The following is an 18,548-nucleotide window of genomic DNA, read 5'->3' as shown; positions in this document are numbered from 1 at the left end:
CGTAGGGTGGACAGCTCTGCTGTCCACGCGGAAGCAGGGATCATGCGAACAGCTATAAGAAAGAGACACATGCAACAACTGAAACGCAGCGCCCCGTTCGCGCTGCCCATCAAGATCCTCCAGTTCGGCCAGGGCAACTTCATGCGCGGCTTCTTCGACTGGCAGATCGACCTGCTGAACGAGCGTACCGGCCTGGATGCCGGCGTGGTGGTCGTGCGTCCGCGCGGCGGCTCGAATGCGCCGCTGCTGGACACCCAGGACGGCCTGTTCACCGTTCTGGTGCGCGGCCTGAACGAGGAAGGCCAGCCGGTCAAGGCATACCGCACCGTCGAGTGCGTGCAGCGCGAGATCGACCCCGGCACGGCGTATGCCGACTACCTGGCGCTGGCGGCGAATCCCGACCTGCGCTTCGTGGTATCGAACACCACCGAAGCCGGCATCGCGGTCAACCAGACCGACCGCTTCGACGATGCGCCGCCAAGCACCTTCCCGGCCAAGCTCACCCAGCTCCTGTTCAAGCGCTATCAGGCCTTCGCAGGCGCCACGGACAAGGGCCTGGTGCTGCTGCCGTGCGAGCTGATCGACAGGAACGGCCCGGCCCTGAAAGCCGCGGTACTGCACTTCGCGCAACTGTGGTCGCTGGAAGCGGGCTTCGCCGAGTGGATCGAAGCCGCCTGCACCTTCTGCTCGACCCTGGTCGACCGCATCGTCACCGGCTACCCGGCGGGCGACGCGGCGGAAATCAAGGATGAACTGGGCTACGACGATCCCTTCCTGGTGGCTGCCGAATACTATTACCTGTTCGTGATCCAGGGCCCGTCCTGGATCGGCGACGAGCTCAAGCTGCAAGGCGCCGGCCTCAACGTCAAGCTGGTCGACGACATCACACCCTATAAAAAGCGCAAGGTCGGCATCCTCAACGGCGGCCACACCACGCTGGTGCCGGTGGCCCTGCTGGCCGGCCTGGAAGCGGTCGGCCCGGCGGTCGACGACAGCGGCGTCGGTCCTTTTCTCCGTGCCGCGATCTCCGACGAGATCATCCCGGCGCTCGAGATGGACCGCAAGGAACTGGCAGCCTTCGCCGACGACGTCCTGCTGCGCTTCCGCAACCCTTCGATCCACCACCGGTTGGCCTCGATCGCCCTCAACAGCTGGAGCAAGTTCGCCGCGCGCGTGATGCCGCAGCTGCTGCGCTACGCCGAGCTGAACGCCGGCCGCCTGCCGCGCCGCCTGGTGCTGGCCCTGGCCGCGACCATGGCGCTGTACCGCGGCGACCTGATCGAGCTGTCCGACGATGCGGCCAACCTCGACTGGTTCCGCCAGTCCTGGCCAAAGGTCGACAGCGGCGCCTGGTCGATGGCGCAGCTGGCCTCGGGCTGGCTGGCCAATACCAGGCTGTGGGGCAGGGACCTGAACGAGGTTCCCGGCCTGACCTACGCGGTCACGGTCGCCCTCGAGCAGATCAGGCGGCGCGGCATCCGCGAACTGCTGGGCTAACCGGCAGCGGCTGAACCCACCCGAACCAAAGCGATAGAGGCCGCGAACGCGCAAGCGTACAGCGGCCCGGGACCTTGCGCGCCTGCCGGTGCGTAAGTCAGCGCATAAGTCGGCGCGTAAACACAGGATTTGGAGGACACGACATGAAGAAAATGAAAGGCATGCGCTGGTGGATGGTGGGCCTGGTGACGCTCGGCCTGATCGTCAACTACCTGGCGCGCAATACGCTGTCGGTCGCGGCGCCGACCATGATGACGGACCTGAATTTCGACAAGCAAGAGTACTCATACATCGTGGTCGCTTGGCAGGTCTGCTATGCGTTGATGCAGCCGATCGCCGGCTACGTGCTGGATGCGGTCGGCACCAAGATCGGCTTCGCCGTGTTCGCACTGGCTTGGTCAGTGGCCTGCGCCTGCGCCGCCTTTTCCACGGGCTGGAAAAGCATGGCCTTCTTCCGCGGCCTGCTCGGCCTGACCGAAGCGGCCGGCATCCCGGCCGGCGTCAAGGCCACCACCGAGTGGTTCCCGCCGAAGGAGCGCTCGGTCGCCATCGGCTGGTTCAACATCGGTTCCTCGATCGGCGCCCTGTGCGCGCCGCCGCTGGTGGTGTGGACCATCCTGCACGGCGGCTGGCGCATATCCTTCGTCGTGGTCGGCGCCATCGGCGTGGTCTGGACCCTGCTGTGGGTGCTGTTCTACAAGCACCCGCGCGACCAGCAGAAGCTGACCGACGCCGAACGCTACTTCATCCTGTCAGGCCAGGACGACCGCCCGCAGGACAAGGTCGCCAAGGCCTCGTGGAAGCAGATCGTCAAGAGCCGCAATTTCTGGTCGGTGGCGATCCCGCGCTTCCTGTCGGAGCCGGCCTGGCAGACCTTCAACGCCTGGATCCCGCTGTACATGGCGACCGAACGCCACATGGACCTGAAGGAGATCGCCGCCTTCGCCTGGCTGCCTTTCCTGGCCGCCGACATCGGCTGCGTGCTGGGCGGCTACCTGTCGCCGATCATCCACAAGCGCTTCAAGGTCTCGGTGTTCGCCTCGCGCAAGTGGGTGGTCGGCATCGGCGCGGTGTGCATGATCGCGCCGGGCTGCGTCGGCCTGGTGGCGAGCCCGTACACCGCGATCCTGCTGCTGTGCATCGGCGGCTTCGCGCACCAGACCCTGTCCGGCGCACTGTACTCGATTACCTCCGACGTGTTCGGAAGACATGAAGTGGCGACCGCCACGGGCCTGGCCGGCATGTCCGGCTACCTGGGCGCAACGCTGTTCACCCTGCTGTTCGGCATCGCGGTCACGCAAGTGGGCTTCAGCCCGCTGTTCGGCGTGCTGGCCGTGTTCGACCTGCTGGCGGCAGTCGTGGTGTGGCTGATGGTGCGCGAACGCGGACCGCAACCGCCCCTGGGTATCACCCCGTCGGCAACGACGGCGCAATCCTGAGTTTCGTTGTACTAACCCAAGCAAGAAGACAAGAGATTTTAAATGACGCACTTTATCTCCAGGAAGACCATCCTGGCGGCGGCCGCCCTGGCATGCCTTTCGAACGCTGCGCTGGCGCAAACCACGCTCGGTGAACTCGCCAACCTGAAAGTGGATACCACGATCTACGGTTTCCTGAACGGCCAGCTGGAATCGGTCCAGGCCGAAGGCGGCGCGACCCCGTACAGCAGCCGCGGCCGCGTTTCGGACGGTAATTCGCGCCTCGGCTTCCGTGGCAACATCGGCGTGACCGACGACCTGAAGGGCGTGTGGCAGATCGAGGCCGCCCTCAACAACTTCGACCAGGGCGGCGTGAACAACCGCGGCGAGTCGTCGACCCTGACCTCGCGCAACACCTACGTCGGCATCGAAAGCAAGCGTTTCGGCCAGTTCGTGGTCGGCAACAACGACTCGGTCTACCGCAGCCTGATCGGCTCGGGCGGCGAGTTCGGCGGCAACCTCGGCCTGACCGTGCACGGCCTCGACGTGTGGAACAACACCTCGGCCCAGATGTCGGGCAACACCGACAGCATCTTCTCGCGCGGCGAAGCGCGCTACAAGAATTCGGCCCACTACATTTCGCCGGAATACTACGGCCTCCAGGTCGGCGCGTCCTACGGCTTCGACGAAGACCAGGCCAGCAACACCAACCGCGGCCGCTGGTCGGTCGCCGCCAAGTACACCTGGGGCCCGCTGACCGTCGGCGCCGGCTACGACCGCCAGAACAATACCGGCATCGACACGGTCGCGTTGACCGAAGGCTACGGCTTCCGCCTGCTCGATTCGTCGGGCGTGAAGACCGAGTTCGCCAAGGTGATCGCCCGCTACAAGCTGCATACCGGCACCACCATCGGCGTCGGCTTCGAGCAGGGCAAGTACGGCTTTGAAGATGCAGCGGTCCCGACCGCCGGCAACTACTACAGCGGCGTCGCCTACGGCACTGCCAAGCAGAACGCCGCCATGGTCTCGATCGCCCAGGACATCGGCAAGCTCAGCATCATGGGCTCGGCCGGCAAGCTGTTCAACCTTAAGAACACCACCTTCGGCAGCCCGCAGGACTACAGCGCCAACCAATACTCGCTGGGCGCGATCTACAACTTCAACCGCCTGCTGGCGCCGTACGTGTACTACACCAAGATCCGCAACCACGCCCAGCAGAACGTGAACCTGGGCCAGTCGCCGATCGACAGCAACAACATCGGCCGCGACGACGCCTTCCTGGCCCCCGGCAACAGCCCGCGCGCCTTCGGTATCGGCCTGATCGCCCGCTTCTAATTTGCTGCACCCACCAGAAATACAAAGAGACACACAATGACCATGCAACAGACCAAAATCGTCCTGCCGATGCTCGTCATCGCAGCCTCGCTGGCCGCCTGCGGCGGCGGTGGCGGCGGTGGCTCGGACGCCTCGAAAGTGAGCTACAGCGCGGGCGCCGTCTACCAGGTCGGCACCACCACCTTCGATCCGGACCTGCCGGCCGAGCCGAAGCTGCCGACCGACGCCCAGGTCTGCGCCACGCTGGAAGCCTCGCCCAAGCTGGTGCGCCGTCCCGACGGCTCGCTGCCGCCGGAAGCCGATCCGTCCAAGGCCGGCGTCGCCGTCGCGGTCGACCGCGCCGTCGTCAACCCGGACCAGGACCGCATCCAGGCCGCGCTGAACGCCTGCGGCGCCGCCGTGGAAGCCGAAGTCGGCGCCAAGATCGCCGCGGCCGACGCCGCCGCGACCGCGTCGCAGAAGGCCGCCAACGTGGCCAACGTCAACATCGCCGGCGTGTCGGGCGAGGAACTGGCCAAGCCCGACTACAAGGCCAGCAAGTTCGCGGTGCGCCTGGTGGTGAATTCGAGCGGCGTGGGCGACAGCTTCATCTCCGGCCCGCTGACCCTGCCGTCCGGCGTGACGCTGTGGATCGACAAGGGCGTAACCCTGTACGGCACCCGCGACGCCGCCGCCTACGTGGCCGACAAGACCACCGGCAAGTACTGCGCCAACACTGCGACCTCGGCCACCAAGGCCGGTTCCTCGAGTAACTGCCTGCCGCTGATCGGCGGCGACAACCTGGTCAACTCGGCCGTGATGGGCGACGGCGCGATCGACAGCCGCGGCTACGCCGAGATCGTCACCACCGACGCGCTGTACCCGCTGATGAAGGTCGACATGACCTGCTCGAACACCTACGCGGCCTGGCTGACCGGCAAGAAGGCGGCCGACGGCACCTCCTGCGACAACGGCGGCACCTTCGTCGATTCGAAATCGTCGGTGCGCAACATGACCTGGTGGGACCTGGCCTTCCTGGGCAACATGGTCCAGAACGGCACTACCGGCTACGGTTCGCAGTCGAATTTCCGCATGATGGTGTTCAACTACGCGAAGAACCTGACCCTGTATCGCATCAGCCTGAACAACAGCGCCAACTTCCACGTCGTGCCGAGCGGCGTCGATGGCCTGACCGTGTGGGGCGTGAAAGTCCAGACGCCGTCACTGGCGGCTTTCGCCAACCCGGCCGGCAACGGCAACCCGCTGTACAACGGCGACACCTTCACCGAAGACAACGTCAAGAACACCGACGCCTTCGACCCGGGTTCGGCCTCGAAAGCGACGTCGGTCGCGCTGACCACCGGCGCCACCACCAAGTCGGCGGCCAAGATCTCCTTTGACGGCTACCTGAAGAACTTCGTTTTCGCCTACAACTACGTGTCGACCGGCGACGACGACATGGCGTTCAAGGGCAGCCAGAACCCGAGCCCAAGCGGCTCCGGCTTGCCGGGCATCGACGGCGCACGCGACGTCCGTGCCGACCGCAAGGCGGGCATGATCGTGGCCCACAACCACATCTACTACGGCCACGGCATCTCGGTCGGTTCCGAGACCAACGCCGGCGTCAAGAACCTGGACATCTACGACAATTCGTTCTGGGATTCGGAAGAGGGCCTGCGGATCAAGTCGGACTATGCCCGCGGTGGCGAGGTCAGCAATGTTCGCTACAAGAACATCTGCATCAAGGAAGGCTTGAACGCGCTGCTGTTCACCCCGTACTACTCGACCAAGGCACTGCCGGCGGCCGGCCCGCTGTTCCCGAACTTCCATGACATCACCATGGAAAACGTGCGCATCCAGGGCAAGAGCGCGGTCAAGCTGCAGGGCTTCCAGGCGAATACCGGCGGCTACAACAACCCGCAGTACCCGCTCGGCATGACCATGACCAACGTCGTGGCCGACTCGCCGGACGAGATCACGCTGACCACCTCGGATGCCAACCTGACGATCAAGGGCGTCAACCTGCCGCTGATCGCCAATGCAGAGAACCGCAACGTGATCAACGGCGTGCCGACCAAGGCGGTCGACCCGTCCAAGGTCGTGGATTGCTCGAAGGCCTACGTCGACTTCCCGTCGATCGGCGCATCGAACTTCTTCGGTTCGACCTGGGCCTCGCGTAAATAAGCGGTAACATCGGTGCCCGGCAGCCGCCGGGTGCCGCCGGCGCCCCGCTTGCCCCACGGCGGGCGGGGCGTTTTACTTCACTCTCACGACACAGAACACCATTTGAGGAGCACGATGCAAGCCCAAACCGTTTACGCCATCGGCGAATGCATGATCGAGCTGCAGCGCAGTGCCGCCGCCGGCAGCGCCGGCCATGCCGCGACCATGGATTACCGCTTCGGCGGCGATACGCTGAACGCCGCCGTCTACATGGCGCGCCTGCTCGATCCGGCCAGGGTGCGCGTCGCCTACGTCACCGGGCTGGGCGTGGACGGCATGTCGGCCGAGATGCTGGCCAGCTGGGAGCGCGAGGGCATCGACACGTCCTGCGTGCAGCGCCTGCCGGAGCGCCTGCCGGGCATCTACATGATCGAGACCGACCCCGACGGCGAACGCCGCTTCCACTACTGGCGCAAGGACTCGGCGGCGCGCCACTGGCTGGAAGCGCCGGAGGCCGGCAAGGTGCTGGTGCAGCTGGCGGCCTCGCCGCTGGTGTACCTGTCGGGCATCAGCCTGGCGATCCTGGCGCCGGCCGACCGCGAACTGCTGATCGCGGCGCTGGCGCAGTGCCGCGCACGCGGCGGCCGCGTGGTGTTCGACAACAATTACCGGCCGCGCCTGTGGGAAAGCGCGGAGACCGCGCGCGAAGTCTACCGCCGCGTGCTGGCCAACACCGACATCGCGCTGCTGACCCTGGACGACGAGATCGCCCTGTACGGACAGGAAAGCGTGCAGCAGGTGATCGAGCGCACCCGCGGCTACGGCGTCGCCGAAGTCGTGGTCAAGTGCGGCGCCGACCCCTGCGTGGTGTGGGCCGACGATAGCCTGCACCAGGTGGCCCCGGAGCCGGTGCAGGACGTGGTCGACACCACGGCGGCCGGCGATTCCTTCGGCGCGGCCTACATGGCGGCGCGGCTGTCGGGCAAGGATCCGCAGGAGGCGGCCAGGGCAGGCCACCGCCTGGCCGGCGCCGTGATCCGCGTGCGCGGCGCGATTATCCCGCTCGATGCCATGCCGGCGCCGCTGTGACGCTAGAATGCCCGAGTTTTCGCTAGACTACGAGCCATGAATACGCCGACACCACCGCAACCTCTTGCCGACCCCTGCCTCACGGCCGCGCGCCGGGTCTACCTGTGCCTGCGCCAGCGCATCGTCGGAATGACCATGCTGCCGGGCGAACGCGTCGTCGAACGGGACATCGCCGAGGAGTTCGGCACCAGCCGCACGCCGGTGCACGAAGCCGTGCAGCGCCTCGCCGACGAAGGCCTGATCGAAGTCATCCCACGCTCCGGCACCTTCGTCGCCCGCATTCCGCTGGACGCGCTCGAAGAAGCCAACCTGGTGCGCCATGCGCTGGAAACCGCGATCATCGAAAAGGCGGCGCTGCGCGCCGGTGCCGAGGGCGTGGCGCGCCTGCGCGCGACCCTGGCCGAGCAGGAAGTGGCGATCGCCGCCAACGACCTGCACGGCTTCCACCGCACCGACGAGGGCTTCCATGCGCTGCTGGCCGAGCTGTCGGGCTATCCCGGCGTGTGGCCGATCATCCAGCAGGCCAAGACCCAGATGGACCGCTACCGCCAGCTGACCCTGCCGCTGGAAGGCAGGATGGCCGGCGTGCTCGAGGAGCACCGGGCGGTGGTGGACGCGATCGAGGCCCAGGATCCGGCGCGTGCCCGCGCCGCGCTGCTGAACCACCTCGACCACGTGATGCCGGTGCTGGAAGTCACGCGCAAGCTGCGTCCCGAGTTCTTTACCGCACATCTTAATAGCCGCCTGCCGCGCTGAAGGCGGCAGTCGCGTTTGGCGGCCTATTTTCATCCTGTTACCATGGCGACTCAATGACTCTTTTATGATTTCGCCATGCCCAAAAACAAGCGCCCCGCACCCCGCAAGCCCGTGAAACAGGCGGCGGAGCCCGACCACGAAGCGCTGGCGCAGAACCTGGTCGATCTCGCGCTCGAGATCGCCGAGCGCGAAGACCTCGAGCCGGCCGTGCTGGCCGCGCGCGAGCAGGACGTGCAGACCCTGGTGCGGCGCGCGCTGCGCCGCAAGCACGACGAGGTGCTGTACGGCGCCATCGAACTGGCGCGCTATACCGATCCGGGCGCCTGCCGCTGGCTGCGGGACAAGATCGAGGAAGAAGCCGCGACCGTGCATGCGCACGAGGGCGACGAGGAACTCGAGATCGACGCCTTCATGATTCCGATGTTCGTCACCAGTACCGGCGGCCTGGTGGAGGCCGACGTGTTCCAGGACGACACCGCCTTCGAGGAACTGAACGACAGCTTCCGCCAGGCCGGCCTGGCCAGTGCCGATGCGCGCGTGGTGCTGGTGCGCCACCTGTACGACCTCGACGAGGTCGAAGCGGTACGCTACAGCGACTTGCAGGAGATGCTGCGCGAGGCGCTGCAATCGATGCGCTCGAAAAAGCTGGTCGCCGCGCCGGCGATCGAAGCCAGTATGCGCGGCTGGCAGCCGGGCCTGGCCGACGCCCACGAAGAAGCGATGGAACTGCGCTTCCTGCTCGGTTTTTCCCTCAAGCACGCCGACGACCCGTTCTACCGTGTGCCGAAGGACGAAGAAGCGGCCGACGCCTATTTCGAGGGACGACTGGCGCGCTACCGGATGTGGGCCGGCAGCATCGCGCCTTTGTTGCAGCGCAACCTGTCGCGCACGCCGACCGAACTCGACCTCAATTTCCTGTACCAGGACCTGTTCTACGGGGCGATGGAGCAGGGTGTGTCCGAGCTGGCGATGCTGGCCACGCTGGCCGAGGTCAACTGGCGCCTCGACGGCCAGGACCTCGAGCCGGAGCGCATCAAGGCGGTGGTGGCGCCGGTCGAGGCCGGGGACCATGCGGCGCTGCGCATCAATCTGTACGCGCTCGGCGGCGGCGCGCCGCTGGCGACCATCGACAAGCCGGTCGACCTGGCCGACGACCTTGAAATCGAGCTCGAGGACCTGTGCGACGCCCTCGCCACTGTCGGCCTGGATGGCATACTGGTGGCGACCGGCTTCGACGACGAGGGCGAACCCCAGGGCGCCGAACCCTACCTGACTGCCTGATCAGATAGCGCGACGCATGCGCAGCCCCGCTCCGGTACGGGAAATGGGGCTGCTCATGGATGCGCACGCAAGGCGTACAGGATGAGTCGTCGTACGGTTTTACCCTTTCTATATGTAGGACGCGACCTACATCAGCCCTGCAAAACAGGGCTTTCCATAGGGGAGAGCAGGGCTTGCACTGGCAAACAACTCACAAATAGAAATTTTGCGCTGCACAAACGAAAAATATTGGGAAAATTGCATGTTAGGATTGCATGTCCGCTGCGATGAGAGCGTCGCTTCCCAAGAGCGTGCGCCACCCGCCGGTCGCAATCCAGATTAACTAGAAACGCCACGAAGGCGAAAGGAACTTGAACATGCCGACCCTGATCGTGTTTTGCCACCTGCGTTGGGATTTTGTCTTCCAGCGTCCCCAGCACCTGATGACGCGCCTGGCGGAACACTACAACATCCTGTTCGTCGAAGAACCGGTGCACCATGAAGGGCAGGCATTCCTGCAGAAAACCGAAGTCGCCAAGAACATCACCGTGTGCCGCCCGCACACCCCGATCCATCAATGGGGCTTCCACGACGACCAGCTGCCGACCCTGCAGACCCTGCTGGCCGACCTGGTGCCACAAGGCGAACGTCCAGTGGTGTGGTTCTACACCCCGATGGCCCTGCCGCTGCTGCAGAACTTCGAGCCGTCGCTGGTCATCTACGACTGCATGGACGAACTGGCTGCCTTCAAGAATCCGCCGAAACAACTGCTGCAGCGCGAAAGCGCACTGCTGAACATCGCCGATATCTGCTTCACCGGCGGCCCGAGCCTGTACGAATCGAAGCGTACCCGCCACGCCAACGCCTACTGCTTCTCGAGCAGCGTCGACGCCAAGCACTTCCGCCAGGCACTGGACAAGTCGAACAGCCACCCGGCCCAGGCCGATGTCGCCCATCCGCGTCTCGGCTTCTACGGCGTCATCGACGAGCGCTTCGACACCGACCTGATCAAGGAAGTCGCCGCCGCCCGTCCGGACTGGCAGATCGTGCTGGTCGGCCCCGTCGTCAAGATCGACCCGGCCAACCTGCCGCAAGGCGCCAACATCCACTACATGGGCCAGCGCACCTACGACGAGCTGCCGAAGTTCCTGGCCGGCTGGGATGTCTGCCTGCTGCCGTTCGCGCTGAACGAGTCGACCAAGTTCATCAGCCCGACCAAGGTGCTAGAATACATGGCAGCCGAGCTGCCGTCGGTCTCGACCCCGATCACCGACGTCAAGGTCCCGTACAGCCACGTGGTCGAGATCGCCAACGACGCCCAGGAGTTCATCGCCGCCTGCGATCGCATGCTGGCCCTGAACGACGGCCAGAAAGCCGACCTCGCGGAGCGCATGCGCAAGGTCGTGGCCAACACCTCGTGGGACAAGACCGCCAACGCGATGCACGAGATCATCCAGTCGACCCAGCCATCGAACAAGGCCGAGCGCCTGAACGCGGCCAATGTCGAAGTCAGCGCCAACGACGCCGTCGAGGTGCTGCCGGTCGCGGCCAACCTGAAGACTGCGCGTGTCACCGATACGCCGGCGCAAGCTGCCGGCTAAGCCGGACTGAACGGGCCTTCCGGCCCGTCCGCCCAGAACCGCCCGTGCGCTTGCACCGGCGGGTTTTTTTCGTCGGGACAAATATCTTCAGCCACGGTAGAGTGATCGGTTGTTTTCGTTCGCGTCACGATAATGAAGTGCATACTGTGAATTAGCGCATGCTCGAACGGAGGACGGTACAAGGTAGGGTGGACGGCTATACCCCGACAAGGGCGACGACGCAGCGCCAATGCCGTCCACGCGTCCAGGTAACGCCTGAACGGGGCCTCAGCGGGAATCGCTACAGCCTCCGGATGTTCTACGGGGCGTCTGTGTCGCGAGGTGCCGATCGCTGACGCGTGGACGGCAGAGCCGTCCACCCTACCGGCAAGTCCGCTGCCTACGCCTCCCACGCCCGCGCGCCGAACGAGAATAATCGTTCGCATCACGGAAAGGTAGGCCACCGTACTGGTAACCTGCACTCGGGAGCGCCGTAAACGCAAAAAAGGCGCCGAAGCGCCTTTCTTAGCTGAAGCCTGGGAATCAGGCCAGCGGATCGATCACGAACGCCGGCATGGCGCCTTTGGCCTGCGCGGTCTCCAGGAACTTGTCCGCGGTGATCAGCGCCTCGTTGATGGTGACGTCCATGTCCAGGTAGCGGTAGGTACCCAGGCGGCCCATGAAGGTGACGTTGGTTTCCTGCTTGGCCAGGTTGACGTACTTTTCGAGCTGGGCCTTTTCGCGGGCCTGGCGGATGGGGTAGTACGGGGTGTCTTCCGGCTCGCACTGGCGGCTGTATTCCAGGTAGCAGATCGTCTTTTCGTGCTTTTCCCACGGTGCGAAATGCTTGTGCTCGGTGACGCGGGTATAGCGCTGCGAGTTGTCGCAGACGTTGATGACCGCGTTGCCCTGGTAGTCGCCGGAATCGCGGAAGACTTCGAAGTCCAGCGTACGGTAGGGCAGGCGGCCTTCGGTATGGCCGAACCAGGCGTCGATCGGGCCGCTGTAGAACACGTGGTCGTAGTCGCCTTTCGCGTTCGGGTCGAACTTGGTGTTCAGGTGCACCTGGATGCCCGGCACGTCGAGCATCTTTTCGACGATGACGGTGTAGCCGTCCTTCGGCATGCCCTGGTACTTGTGGTTGAAATAGTTGTCGTCGTAGTTGAAGCGGACCGGCAGGCGCTTCAGGATGCTGGCCGGCAGTTCGCTCGGCTGCAGGCCCCACTGCTTGATCGTGTAGGTCTTGAAGAAGGCTTCGTACAGCTCGCGGCCGACGAAGCGCAGCGCCTGCTCTTCGAAGGTCTGCGGATTCTCGATGGTCTTGTCGCCGATCTCGGCCATGAAGGCTTCGGCTTCGGCCGGGCGGAAGGTCTTGTTGAAGAACTGGTTGATCGTCAGCAGGTTGATCGGCAGGGTGAAGACGCGGCCGTTGGTGATCGCCTTGACGCGGTTCACGTACGGCATCATTTCGCCGAAGCGATTGATGAATTCCCAGGCGCGCTCATTGTCGGTGTGAAAAATGTGCGGACCGTAGACGTGGAGCATGACGTTGGTTTCGGCATCGCGCTCGGAATGGCAGTTGCCCGCGATATGGGAGCGGGACTCGAACACTTCGACGTTGTACCCCGCCTGCGCAAGCTGATTGGCGACGACAGCTCCGGAAAAACCAGCTCCGACGATGGCAACATTCTTTTTCATTGATTTATCCTAAATGATGAGTAGTAATTCTTCTGGTCCTGCCCGTACCGATGGCACGTCGTACAAAACATTCCGCACACGGCTTCAACATGTTGTGTGCTGATATTGTGACAAAAATATATCACTATTCGCCCCTTGGCCCCCGCACGATTGCCGTGCCGCGTCATGCATGCCATTTATAGCTGTGGCCGCTTGAGCAAAGCGGAAGTGATGTCGTGAATACAAAAAAAAGCCGCCGGGCAATGCCGGCGGCTGTTGCACGGGACTGGCCCGTGGAACGATCACTTGTCGTTCTTGTGGCTCTGCGAGCCGGCCTTGGCGTGCTGTTCCGGCGTACCGCCGCGGGTGCTGTTGCCCGACTGCTTGCTGCCGCCACCGCCCTGGCTTTGCTGGTTGCCGTCGTTCTTGTGGCTCATCGAGCCGGCACGGCGTGCTTCTTCCGAGTTGAACTCGTGAGCGTTGCCCGAGGCATGGGCCGCACGACCGCCTTCGGAAGCGATTTCGCGTTGTTTCTGCGGATCCATCGAGGCGAAGCCGCGGTTCGAGGTGTCGCTCTGGTTGTTACCCTTGTTTCCGCCCTGGTTGTTCGATGCCATGATCGTTCTCCTTTAGTAGTTCACATTGGGTGCCTCGTTGAGGTGAAGTCATCTTATGCGTCAGGCATAAGACGCGGAATAGGACACGCTGAGGCCGCCATGTAGGAAGAGTCCGTCAACCTCCGTGTGTAACCAATGTTCAAAATCTTTAGTGAAACGATGGCCCCGGCGGCATCGCGCCCGCCGGCCGTCCCGCTGCCGCGCTGCCCGGCACCGGCTCGCCCAGGCGCACGATCGACATCGGGTGGGCGAACTGGATGCCTTCCTGCTGGAACCGGCGGTAGATGTCGAGGAAGATGTCCTGCTGGGCATCCATGTGCAGGATGTAGTCCGGACTGCGGAAGTGGTAGACGATCTCGAAGTCGAGCGACCACTCGCTCCAGCGGAAGAAGTGGGCCCGCTCGAAATCGATGTTCGGCTTGGTGCCGATGATCTCCCTGATGATGCGCGGCACCCGGCACAGCTGCTCCTCGCTGGTGCCATAGGCCACCCGCAGTACGAAGGCATTGCGGCGCGTCTCCATGCGCTTGTGGTTGTGGATGCGGCTCTTGAGCAGGTCGCCGTTGGAAAACACCACCTGTTCGCCGCCCAGGCCGCGCAGGCGCGTCGTCTTCAGGCCGATATGCTCGACCGAACCCAGCACGTCGCCGACGATGATGAAGTCGCCGATCTCGAACGGTTTGTCCAGCATGATCGACAGCGAGGCAAACAAATCGCCGAGGATGTTCTGGGTCGCCAGCGCGACCGCGATACCGCCGACGCCGAGGCTGGCCACCAGCGTCGTGATATTGATGCCGAAATTATCCAGCACCATCAGGGTGACGATGGTCCACAGCGCCAGCCGCAGCATGAAGGTCAGTACGCTGCGCGAAGCGCGCCGTTCGCCGTCGCCGCCCAGGCGCAGGCGGTCGCGCCAGGCGCGCAGGCCGACGTCGCCCCAGATTGCCAGCTGCAGCAGCAGGGCCCCGACCGCGACCCGCGCTACAAACAAATCGCGCTTGGTATTCAGGTCGAGGAAGGTACTGCCGAAATACATGGCGAAGGCCGCGATGAACACGAAATAGGTACGCGACAGCATGGCCGCGATGAAGTCGTCGATATGGGTCTCGGCCTTGCGCGCATTCGCGGCGACGTGGCGCAGCACATAGCGGCGCAGGAACAGCATGGCGGCCGCGGCAAGCACCGTGACCGCCAGCGCCAGTGCCCAGGCTTCGAGCGAATTGTTCAGGAAGGAAAGCGCGCGGCCATCAGCGCGCAATGGGAAATGAAACGGCAGGTGAAACGAAAAAGGCATCGGCAAAACTCCAGGCATGGTGCATGAAACGAACCGCCTAGTCTGGAGTCCCACGTTAAACTGCCGCGCACAATTGACTTTCAGCAGCTTCGCGCCTACATTGCCTTATTAACAATCCTAATGCCCGCGGAGCCTGCGGCGCGATGAGCACCGACCACACCCCCAACATCCTCCTTGTCGACGACCAGCCCGCGAATCTTGCCGTGCTGGAGGCGATCCTGACCGGCGTCGGCGAACTGGTCGCCGTAACCTCGGGCGAGGCGGCGCTGCGCGAAGTGCTGGCGCGCGATTTCGCGGTGGTGCTGCTGGACGTGCGCATGCCCACCATGAACGGCTTCGAGCTGGCCGAACTGATCCGCCAGCACCCGCGCACCCAGGGCTTGCCGATCATCTTCCTGACCGCCGGCGACGCCGACGAGTTTCCGCTCGAGCGCGCCTATGCGCTGGGCGCGGTCGACTACATGACCAAGCCGTTCAACCCGGTGGTGCTGCGCGCCAAGGTATCGGTGTTCATCGACCTGTACCGCAAGAGCGCGCAGCTGGCCCGGGTCGAGGAGGAACGCCACCGCGCCGCCCTGCGCGACATTTTTCACCGCGCGCCGGCCATCATGGGCGTGATGCGCGGCCCCGACCACGTGATCGAGATGGCCAACCAGCGCTACCGCGAACTGGCCTGCGGGCGCGCGCTGGACGGCCTGCCGCTGCGCGACGCGATGCCGGAGCTGGACGGCCAGGAGTTCATCGAGGTGCTGGACCAGGTGTATGCCAGGGGCCAGGCACTCGAAGGCCACAACGTGCGCGTGGTGCTGCGCGGCGGCGAAGGCTGCGCGGCGCTGGAAGAGCATTTCCTCGACTTCGTGTGCATGGCGCTGCGCGAGCCGGACGGCACGGTGGACGGGGTGCTGCTGCATGGCGTCGACGTCACCGAGCGCACCCGCGCCAACCTGCTGGCGGTAGGCCAGCGCGGCGCCCTGGAACTGGCCGTCACCGACGCCCCGCTCGGCGACGTGCTGGACGTGCTGGCGCGCACCGCCGAGGACTACGGCGGCGGCGCGGCGCTGGCCTCGGTGCAGCTGATGACGCCCGACGGCAGGCGCCTGCGCCATGCGGCGGCGCCGTCCCTGCCGGCCGGCTTCCAGCACGGCGTCGATGCGATCCGGGTCGGGCCGGTGGGCGCCGCCGCGGCCAGCGCCGCCTGGCGCGCCGCCACCGTCAACTGCGCCGATATCGAGCACGACGCGCTGTGGGAAGGCCACCGCGAACTGGCCCGCGCCCACGGGCTGCGGGCCAGCCGCGCGATGCCGATCCTGGCGCCGTCCGGCGACGTACTGGGCACCTTCACGCTGTACTTCCGCGACCGTCGCCACGCCACGCCGCAGGAACAGGCCGCGATGGCGCTGCTGGCCAACACCGCGTCGCTGGTGATCGGCCAGCGCCACGAGGCCGTCGAGCGCCAGGCCGCCGAGCAGCGTTCGCGCGCGATCCTGGACAGCATGAGCGAGGGCTTCATCGCGCTCGACCGCGAATGGCGCATCACCTATGCCAACGGCGCCGCCGAGGACGTCACGCAGCGCCGCAACGAAGACCTGGTCGGCGCCCAGTTCTGGGACTTGTTCCGCGCGCTGCGCGGCACGCCCCAGGAAAGCGCGCTGCGCAACAGCGTGACCGGGCGTGCCGCCAGCCGCATCGAGACCTTCGATCCGGGCCAGGAACGCTGGTTCGAGATCAACGCCTTCCCGATGGAAGAGGGCGGCACCGCGCTGTACTTCCGCGACGAGAGCGACCGCCGCCGCGCCGAGGCCGGGATCCGGCGCCTGGCCGCGGTGGCCGAGCAGTCCTCGGACTTCATCGGCATCTTCACCGCCGACGCCGGCGGCATCTGGCTGAACCCGGCCGGGCGGCGCATGGCGGGGCTGGGCGCGCAGACCAACATCGCGGCCTGGCGCATGATCGATTTCTTCCCGCGCGAAGACCGGCCTTTCGTCATCGAGCAGGTGATGGCGACGCTGACCGGCGACCAGGCCGAATGGGAGGGCGAACTGCGCCTGGCACAGCCGAACGGCGCCGCGCCGCTGCCGGTGTACTTCAAGGGCTTCGCGGTGCGCGACGGCGACGGCAACAACCTGGGGCTGGCCACGATCACGCGCGACATCACGCAGCAAAAGCGTGCAGAGGACGAGCTGCGCCGGGTGGCGGCCGACCTGGCGGAGGCCGACCTGCGCAAGAGCGAGTTCCTGGCCACGCTGGCGCACGAGCTGCGCAATCCGCTGGCGCCGATCCGCACCGGGCTCGACCTGCTGCGCATGGCGCCCGGCGATACGGCCGCCACCAAGCGCGTGCACGGCATGATGGACCGCCAGCTGGGCCACCTGATCCACCTGGTCGACGACCTGCTCGACATCGCCCGCATCACGCGCGGCAAGATCGAGCTCAAGAAGGAGGCGGTGCCGCTGCATACGGTCGTCGGCATGGCGGTCGAGACCAGCGCGGCGCTGGTGGAAGCGCACGGCCACCGGCTGGAAGTGGACCTGCCGCCCGATCCGCTGGAACTCGAGGCCGATGTCACGCGCCTGGTGCAGGTGCTGTCCAACCTGCTGAACAACGCCGCCAAATATACCCCGCACGGGGGCACTATCCGGCTGGCGGCGTGGCGCGAGGATGGGCACGCGGTGATCGCGGTGTCCGACAATGGCGTCGGCATCGGGCCGGAGGCGATCGGCTCGGTGTTCGAGATGTTCACCCAGGTGCGCGGCAGCCTCGACCGGGCCCAGGGCGGCCTCGGCATCGGACTGTCGCTGGTGCGGCGCCTGGTCGAACTGCACGGCGGCCGCGTCAGCGCCTTTTCCGGCGGCGAGAAGCAGGGCAGCACCTTCACGGTGCGCCTGCCGCTGCGTCCAGGCACCCCGCATGCGCGTCCCGAGGAGGTTGGCGCCGAAGGCGGGGCGGCAGCCACGGCGCCGCTGCGGGTACTGGTGGTCGACGACAACGAGGATGCCGCCGAAAGCCTGGCCGCGCTGCTGCAGCTGCTGGGACACACCACACGCGTCGCCCATGACGGCCCGGAAGGCCTGTTCCTGGCCGAAACATTCCAGCCCGACCTGGCTTTCCTCGACATCGGCCTGCCCGGGATGAACGGCTACGACCTGGCCGGGGCGATCCGGCGCATGGGCACGATGCAGCAGGTGGTGCTGATCGCGCTCACCGGCTGGGGCGCGCACAGCGACCAGCAGCAGTCGCAGGAAGCGGGCTTCGACCAGCACCTGACCAAGCCGGTCAGCCTGGAAGCGCTGGAACAGGCGCTCGGCGCAGTGGCGCGGGCGCTGCCGTGACGATCATGCAAGGGAAAACATGAAGGGAGCGACGAAGGAACAGGGGATTTCCTGCGGCACGCTGGTGGTGGACGCGCAGGGGCGCCTGCTGCTGTGCCATGTGACCGGCACCGGCAAGTGGGACATTCCGAAAGGCATGCAGGATCTGGGCGAAAACGCCCTGGAGGCGGCGATGCGCGAGCTGCGCGAGGAGACCGGCCTGGTGTTCGCGGCGGAGCGCTTTGTCGAGATCGGCCGCATTGCGTACCGGCGCGACAAGGCGCTGCACCTGTTCCGGGTCGACGCCGGGGATGAACTGCCGACGCTCGACCACCTGGTCTGCCACAGCTTTTTTCCGCACCACGTGACCGGCAAGCCGACACCGGAGACCGACGGCTTCCGCTGGGCCACGCGCGCCGAAGCGGCGCGCCTGTGCTGGCCGCGCATGGCCGAGCGGCTGATGGCGCTCTACTGGTAGGGTGGACGGCTTGCCGTCCACGCGTTCAGACCGTGCAGGAAACCACGCGGCGCCGTGCAGGTTTGCGGTCGTTCATGCGCTAACGATCACCGCGTGG

General features: G+C 65.6%; 13 protein-coding genes. 10 read left to right on the top strand and 3 right to left on the bottom strand.

Annotated elements, in window-relative coordinates; translation table 11 throughout:
* The first annotated feature begins 69 nt into the window (after nucleotides 1-69).
* From U1H99_RS11065 to U1H99_RS11030, 8 genes are all read left to right on the top strand, one after another.
* On the top strand, nucleotides 70-1,497 hold the full coding sequence (locus tag U1H99_RS11065) for a tagaturonate reductase (protein WP_323141778.1): 1,428 nt from the start codon (nucleotides 70-72) through the stop codon (nucleotides 1,495-1,497).
* A gap of 143 nt (nucleotides 1,498-1,640) precedes the next feature.
* Nucleotides 1,641-2,936 (top strand): MFS transporter, encoded by a 1,296-nt coding sequence (locus tag U1H99_RS11060; protein ID WP_323141777.1) that lies wholly within the window; start codon nucleotides 1,641-1,643, stop codon nucleotides 2,934-2,936.
* 42 nt (nucleotides 2,937-2,978) lie between these two features.
* Nucleotides 2,979-4,250, top strand: a complete 1,272-nt coding sequence (locus U1H99_RS11055) for a porin (RefSeq protein WP_323141776.1) — start codon at nucleotides 2,979-2,981, stop codon at nucleotides 4,248-4,250.
* Nucleotides 4,251-4,292: 42 nt separating this feature from the next.
* Complete coding sequence (locus tag U1H99_RS11050; RefSeq protein ID WP_323141775.1) at nucleotides 4,293-6,413, top strand: glycoside hydrolase family 28 protein; 2,121 nt, start codon at nucleotides 4,293-4,295, stop codon at nucleotides 6,411-6,413.
* A gap of 114 nt (nucleotides 6,414-6,527) precedes the next feature.
* Nucleotides 6,528-7,481, top strand: coding sequence for a 2-dehydro-3-deoxygluconokinase (gene kdgK / locus U1H99_RS11045; RefSeq protein ID WP_323141774.1), 954 nt, complete (start codon nucleotides 6,528-6,530; stop codon nucleotides 7,479-7,481).
* Between the two features lie 36 nt (nucleotides 7,482-7,517).
* On the top strand, nucleotides 7,518-8,237 hold the full coding sequence (locus tag U1H99_RS11040) for a GntR family transcriptional regulator (protein ID WP_323141773.1): 720 nt from the start codon (nucleotides 7,518-7,520) through the stop codon (nucleotides 8,235-8,237).
* 75 nt (nucleotides 8,238-8,312) lie between these two features.
* Nucleotides 8,313-9,518 (top strand): DUF2863 family protein, encoded by a 1,206-nt coding sequence (locus U1H99_RS11035; protein WP_323141772.1) that lies wholly within the window; start codon nucleotides 8,313-8,315, stop codon nucleotides 9,516-9,518.
* Nucleotides 9,519-9,874: 356 nt separating this feature from the next.
* On the top strand, nucleotides 9,875-11,098 hold the full coding sequence (locus tag U1H99_RS11030) for a glycosyltransferase family 1 protein (protein ID WP_323141771.1): 1,224 nt from the start codon (nucleotides 9,875-9,877) through the stop codon (nucleotides 11,096-11,098).
* 522 nt (nucleotides 11,099-11,620) lie between these two features.
* Here U1H99_RS11030 and glf read toward each other — a convergent pair.
* The 3 genes from glf to U1H99_RS11015 form a co-directional block, all read right to left on the bottom strand.
* Nucleotides 11,621-12,775 carry a UDP-galactopyranose mutase gene (gene glf / locus U1H99_RS11025; protein ID WP_323141770.1) on the bottom strand — a complete coding sequence of 385 codons (1,155 nt, stop codon included), beginning with the start codon at nucleotides 12,773-12,775 and terminating at the stop codon, nucleotides 11,621-11,623.
* A 281-nt stretch (nucleotides 12,776-13,056) separates the two neighbouring features.
* Nucleotides 13,057-13,371, bottom strand: a complete 315-nt coding sequence (locus U1H99_RS11020; protein WP_323141769.1) for a KGG domain-containing protein — start codon at nucleotides 13,369-13,371, stop codon at nucleotides 13,057-13,059.
* 148 nt (nucleotides 13,372-13,519) lie between these two features.
* The gene (locus U1H99_RS11015) at nucleotides 13,520-14,665 is read right to left on the bottom strand and encodes a mechanosensitive ion channel family protein (RefSeq protein ID WP_323141768.1); all 1,146 of its coding nucleotides are present in this window, start codon (nucleotides 14,663-14,665) and stop codon (nucleotides 13,520-13,522) included.
* Between the two features lie 143 nt (nucleotides 14,666-14,808).
* On the opposite strand from U1H99_RS11015, the gene U1H99_RS11010 reads away from it, so the two are divergent.
* Together U1H99_RS11010 and U1H99_RS11005 are read left to right on the top strand one after the other, a co-directional pair.
* Entirely contained in the window at nucleotides 14,809-17,994 is a 3,186-nt protein-coding gene (locus U1H99_RS11010) for a response regulator (protein WP_323141767.1), read from the top strand.
* A 19-nt stretch (nucleotides 17,995-18,013) separates the two neighbouring features.
* Nucleotides 18,014-18,451 carry an NUDIX hydrolase gene (locus U1H99_RS11005; protein WP_323141766.1) on the top strand — a complete coding sequence of 146 codons (438 nt, stop codon included), beginning with the start codon at nucleotides 18,014-18,016 and terminating at the stop codon, nucleotides 18,449-18,451.
* Nucleotides 18,452-18,548 lie beyond the last annotated feature (97 nt).

It is taken from the genome of Massilia phyllosphaerae (assembly GCF_034659755.1).
Classification (GTDB): Bacteria; Pseudomonadota; Gammaproteobacteria; order Burkholderiales; family Burkholderiaceae_D; genus Telluria; species Telluria phyllosphaerae.
Note: the sequence above shows the minus strand (reverse complement) of the source record. Positions and strands in the feature narration are given on the sequence as shown.

Bases quoted from the DNA above. Each gene is read 5' to 3' on its own strand.
- U1H99_RS11065 (WP_323141778.1), top strand. From the start codon at position 70: ATGCAACAACTGAAACGCAGCGCCCCGTTCGCGCTGCCCATCAAGATC.
- U1H99_RS11060 (WP_323141777.1), top strand. From the start codon at position 1,641: ATGAAGAAAATGAAAGGCATGCGCTGGTGGATGGTGGGCCTGGTGACG.
- U1H99_RS11055 (WP_323141776.1), top strand. From the start codon at position 2,979: ATGACGCACTTTATCTCCAGGAAGACCATCCTGGCGGCGGCCGCCCTG.
- U1H99_RS11050 (WP_323141775.1), top strand. From the start codon at position 4,293: ATGCAACAGACCAAAATCGTCCTGCCGATGCTCGTCATCGCAGCCTCG.
- kdgK (WP_323141774.1), top strand. From the start codon at position 6,528: ATGCAAGCCCAAACCGTTTACGCCATCGGCGAATGCATGATCGAGCTG.
- U1H99_RS11040 (WP_323141773.1), top strand. From the start codon at position 7,518: ATGAATACGCCGACACCACCGCAACCTCTTGCCGACCCCTGCCTCACG.
- U1H99_RS11035 (WP_323141772.1), top strand. From the start codon at position 8,313: ATGCCCAAAAACAAGCGCCCCGCACCCCGCAAGCCCGTGAAACAGGCG.
- U1H99_RS11030 (WP_323141771.1), top strand. From the start codon at position 9,875: ATGCCGACCCTGATCGTGTTTTGCCACCTGCGTTGGGATTTTGTCTTC.
- glf (WP_323141770.1), bottom strand. From the start codon at position 12,775: ATGAAAAAGAATGTTGCCATCGTCGGAGCTGGTTTTTCCGGAGCTGTC.
- U1H99_RS11020 (WP_323141769.1), bottom strand. From the start codon at position 13,371: ATGGCATCGAACAACCAGGGCGGAAACAAGGGTAACAACCAGAGCGAC.
- U1H99_RS11015 (WP_323141768.1), bottom strand. From the start codon at position 14,665: ATGCCTTTTTCGTTTCACCTGCCGTTTCATTTCCCATTGCGCGCTGAT.
- U1H99_RS11010 (WP_323141767.1), top strand. From the start codon at position 14,809: ATGAGCACCGACCACACCCCCAACATCCTCCTTGTCGACGACCAGCCC.
- U1H99_RS11005 (WP_323141766.1), top strand. From the start codon at position 18,014: ATGAAGGGAGCGACGAAGGAACAGGGGATTTCCTGCGGCACGCTGGTG.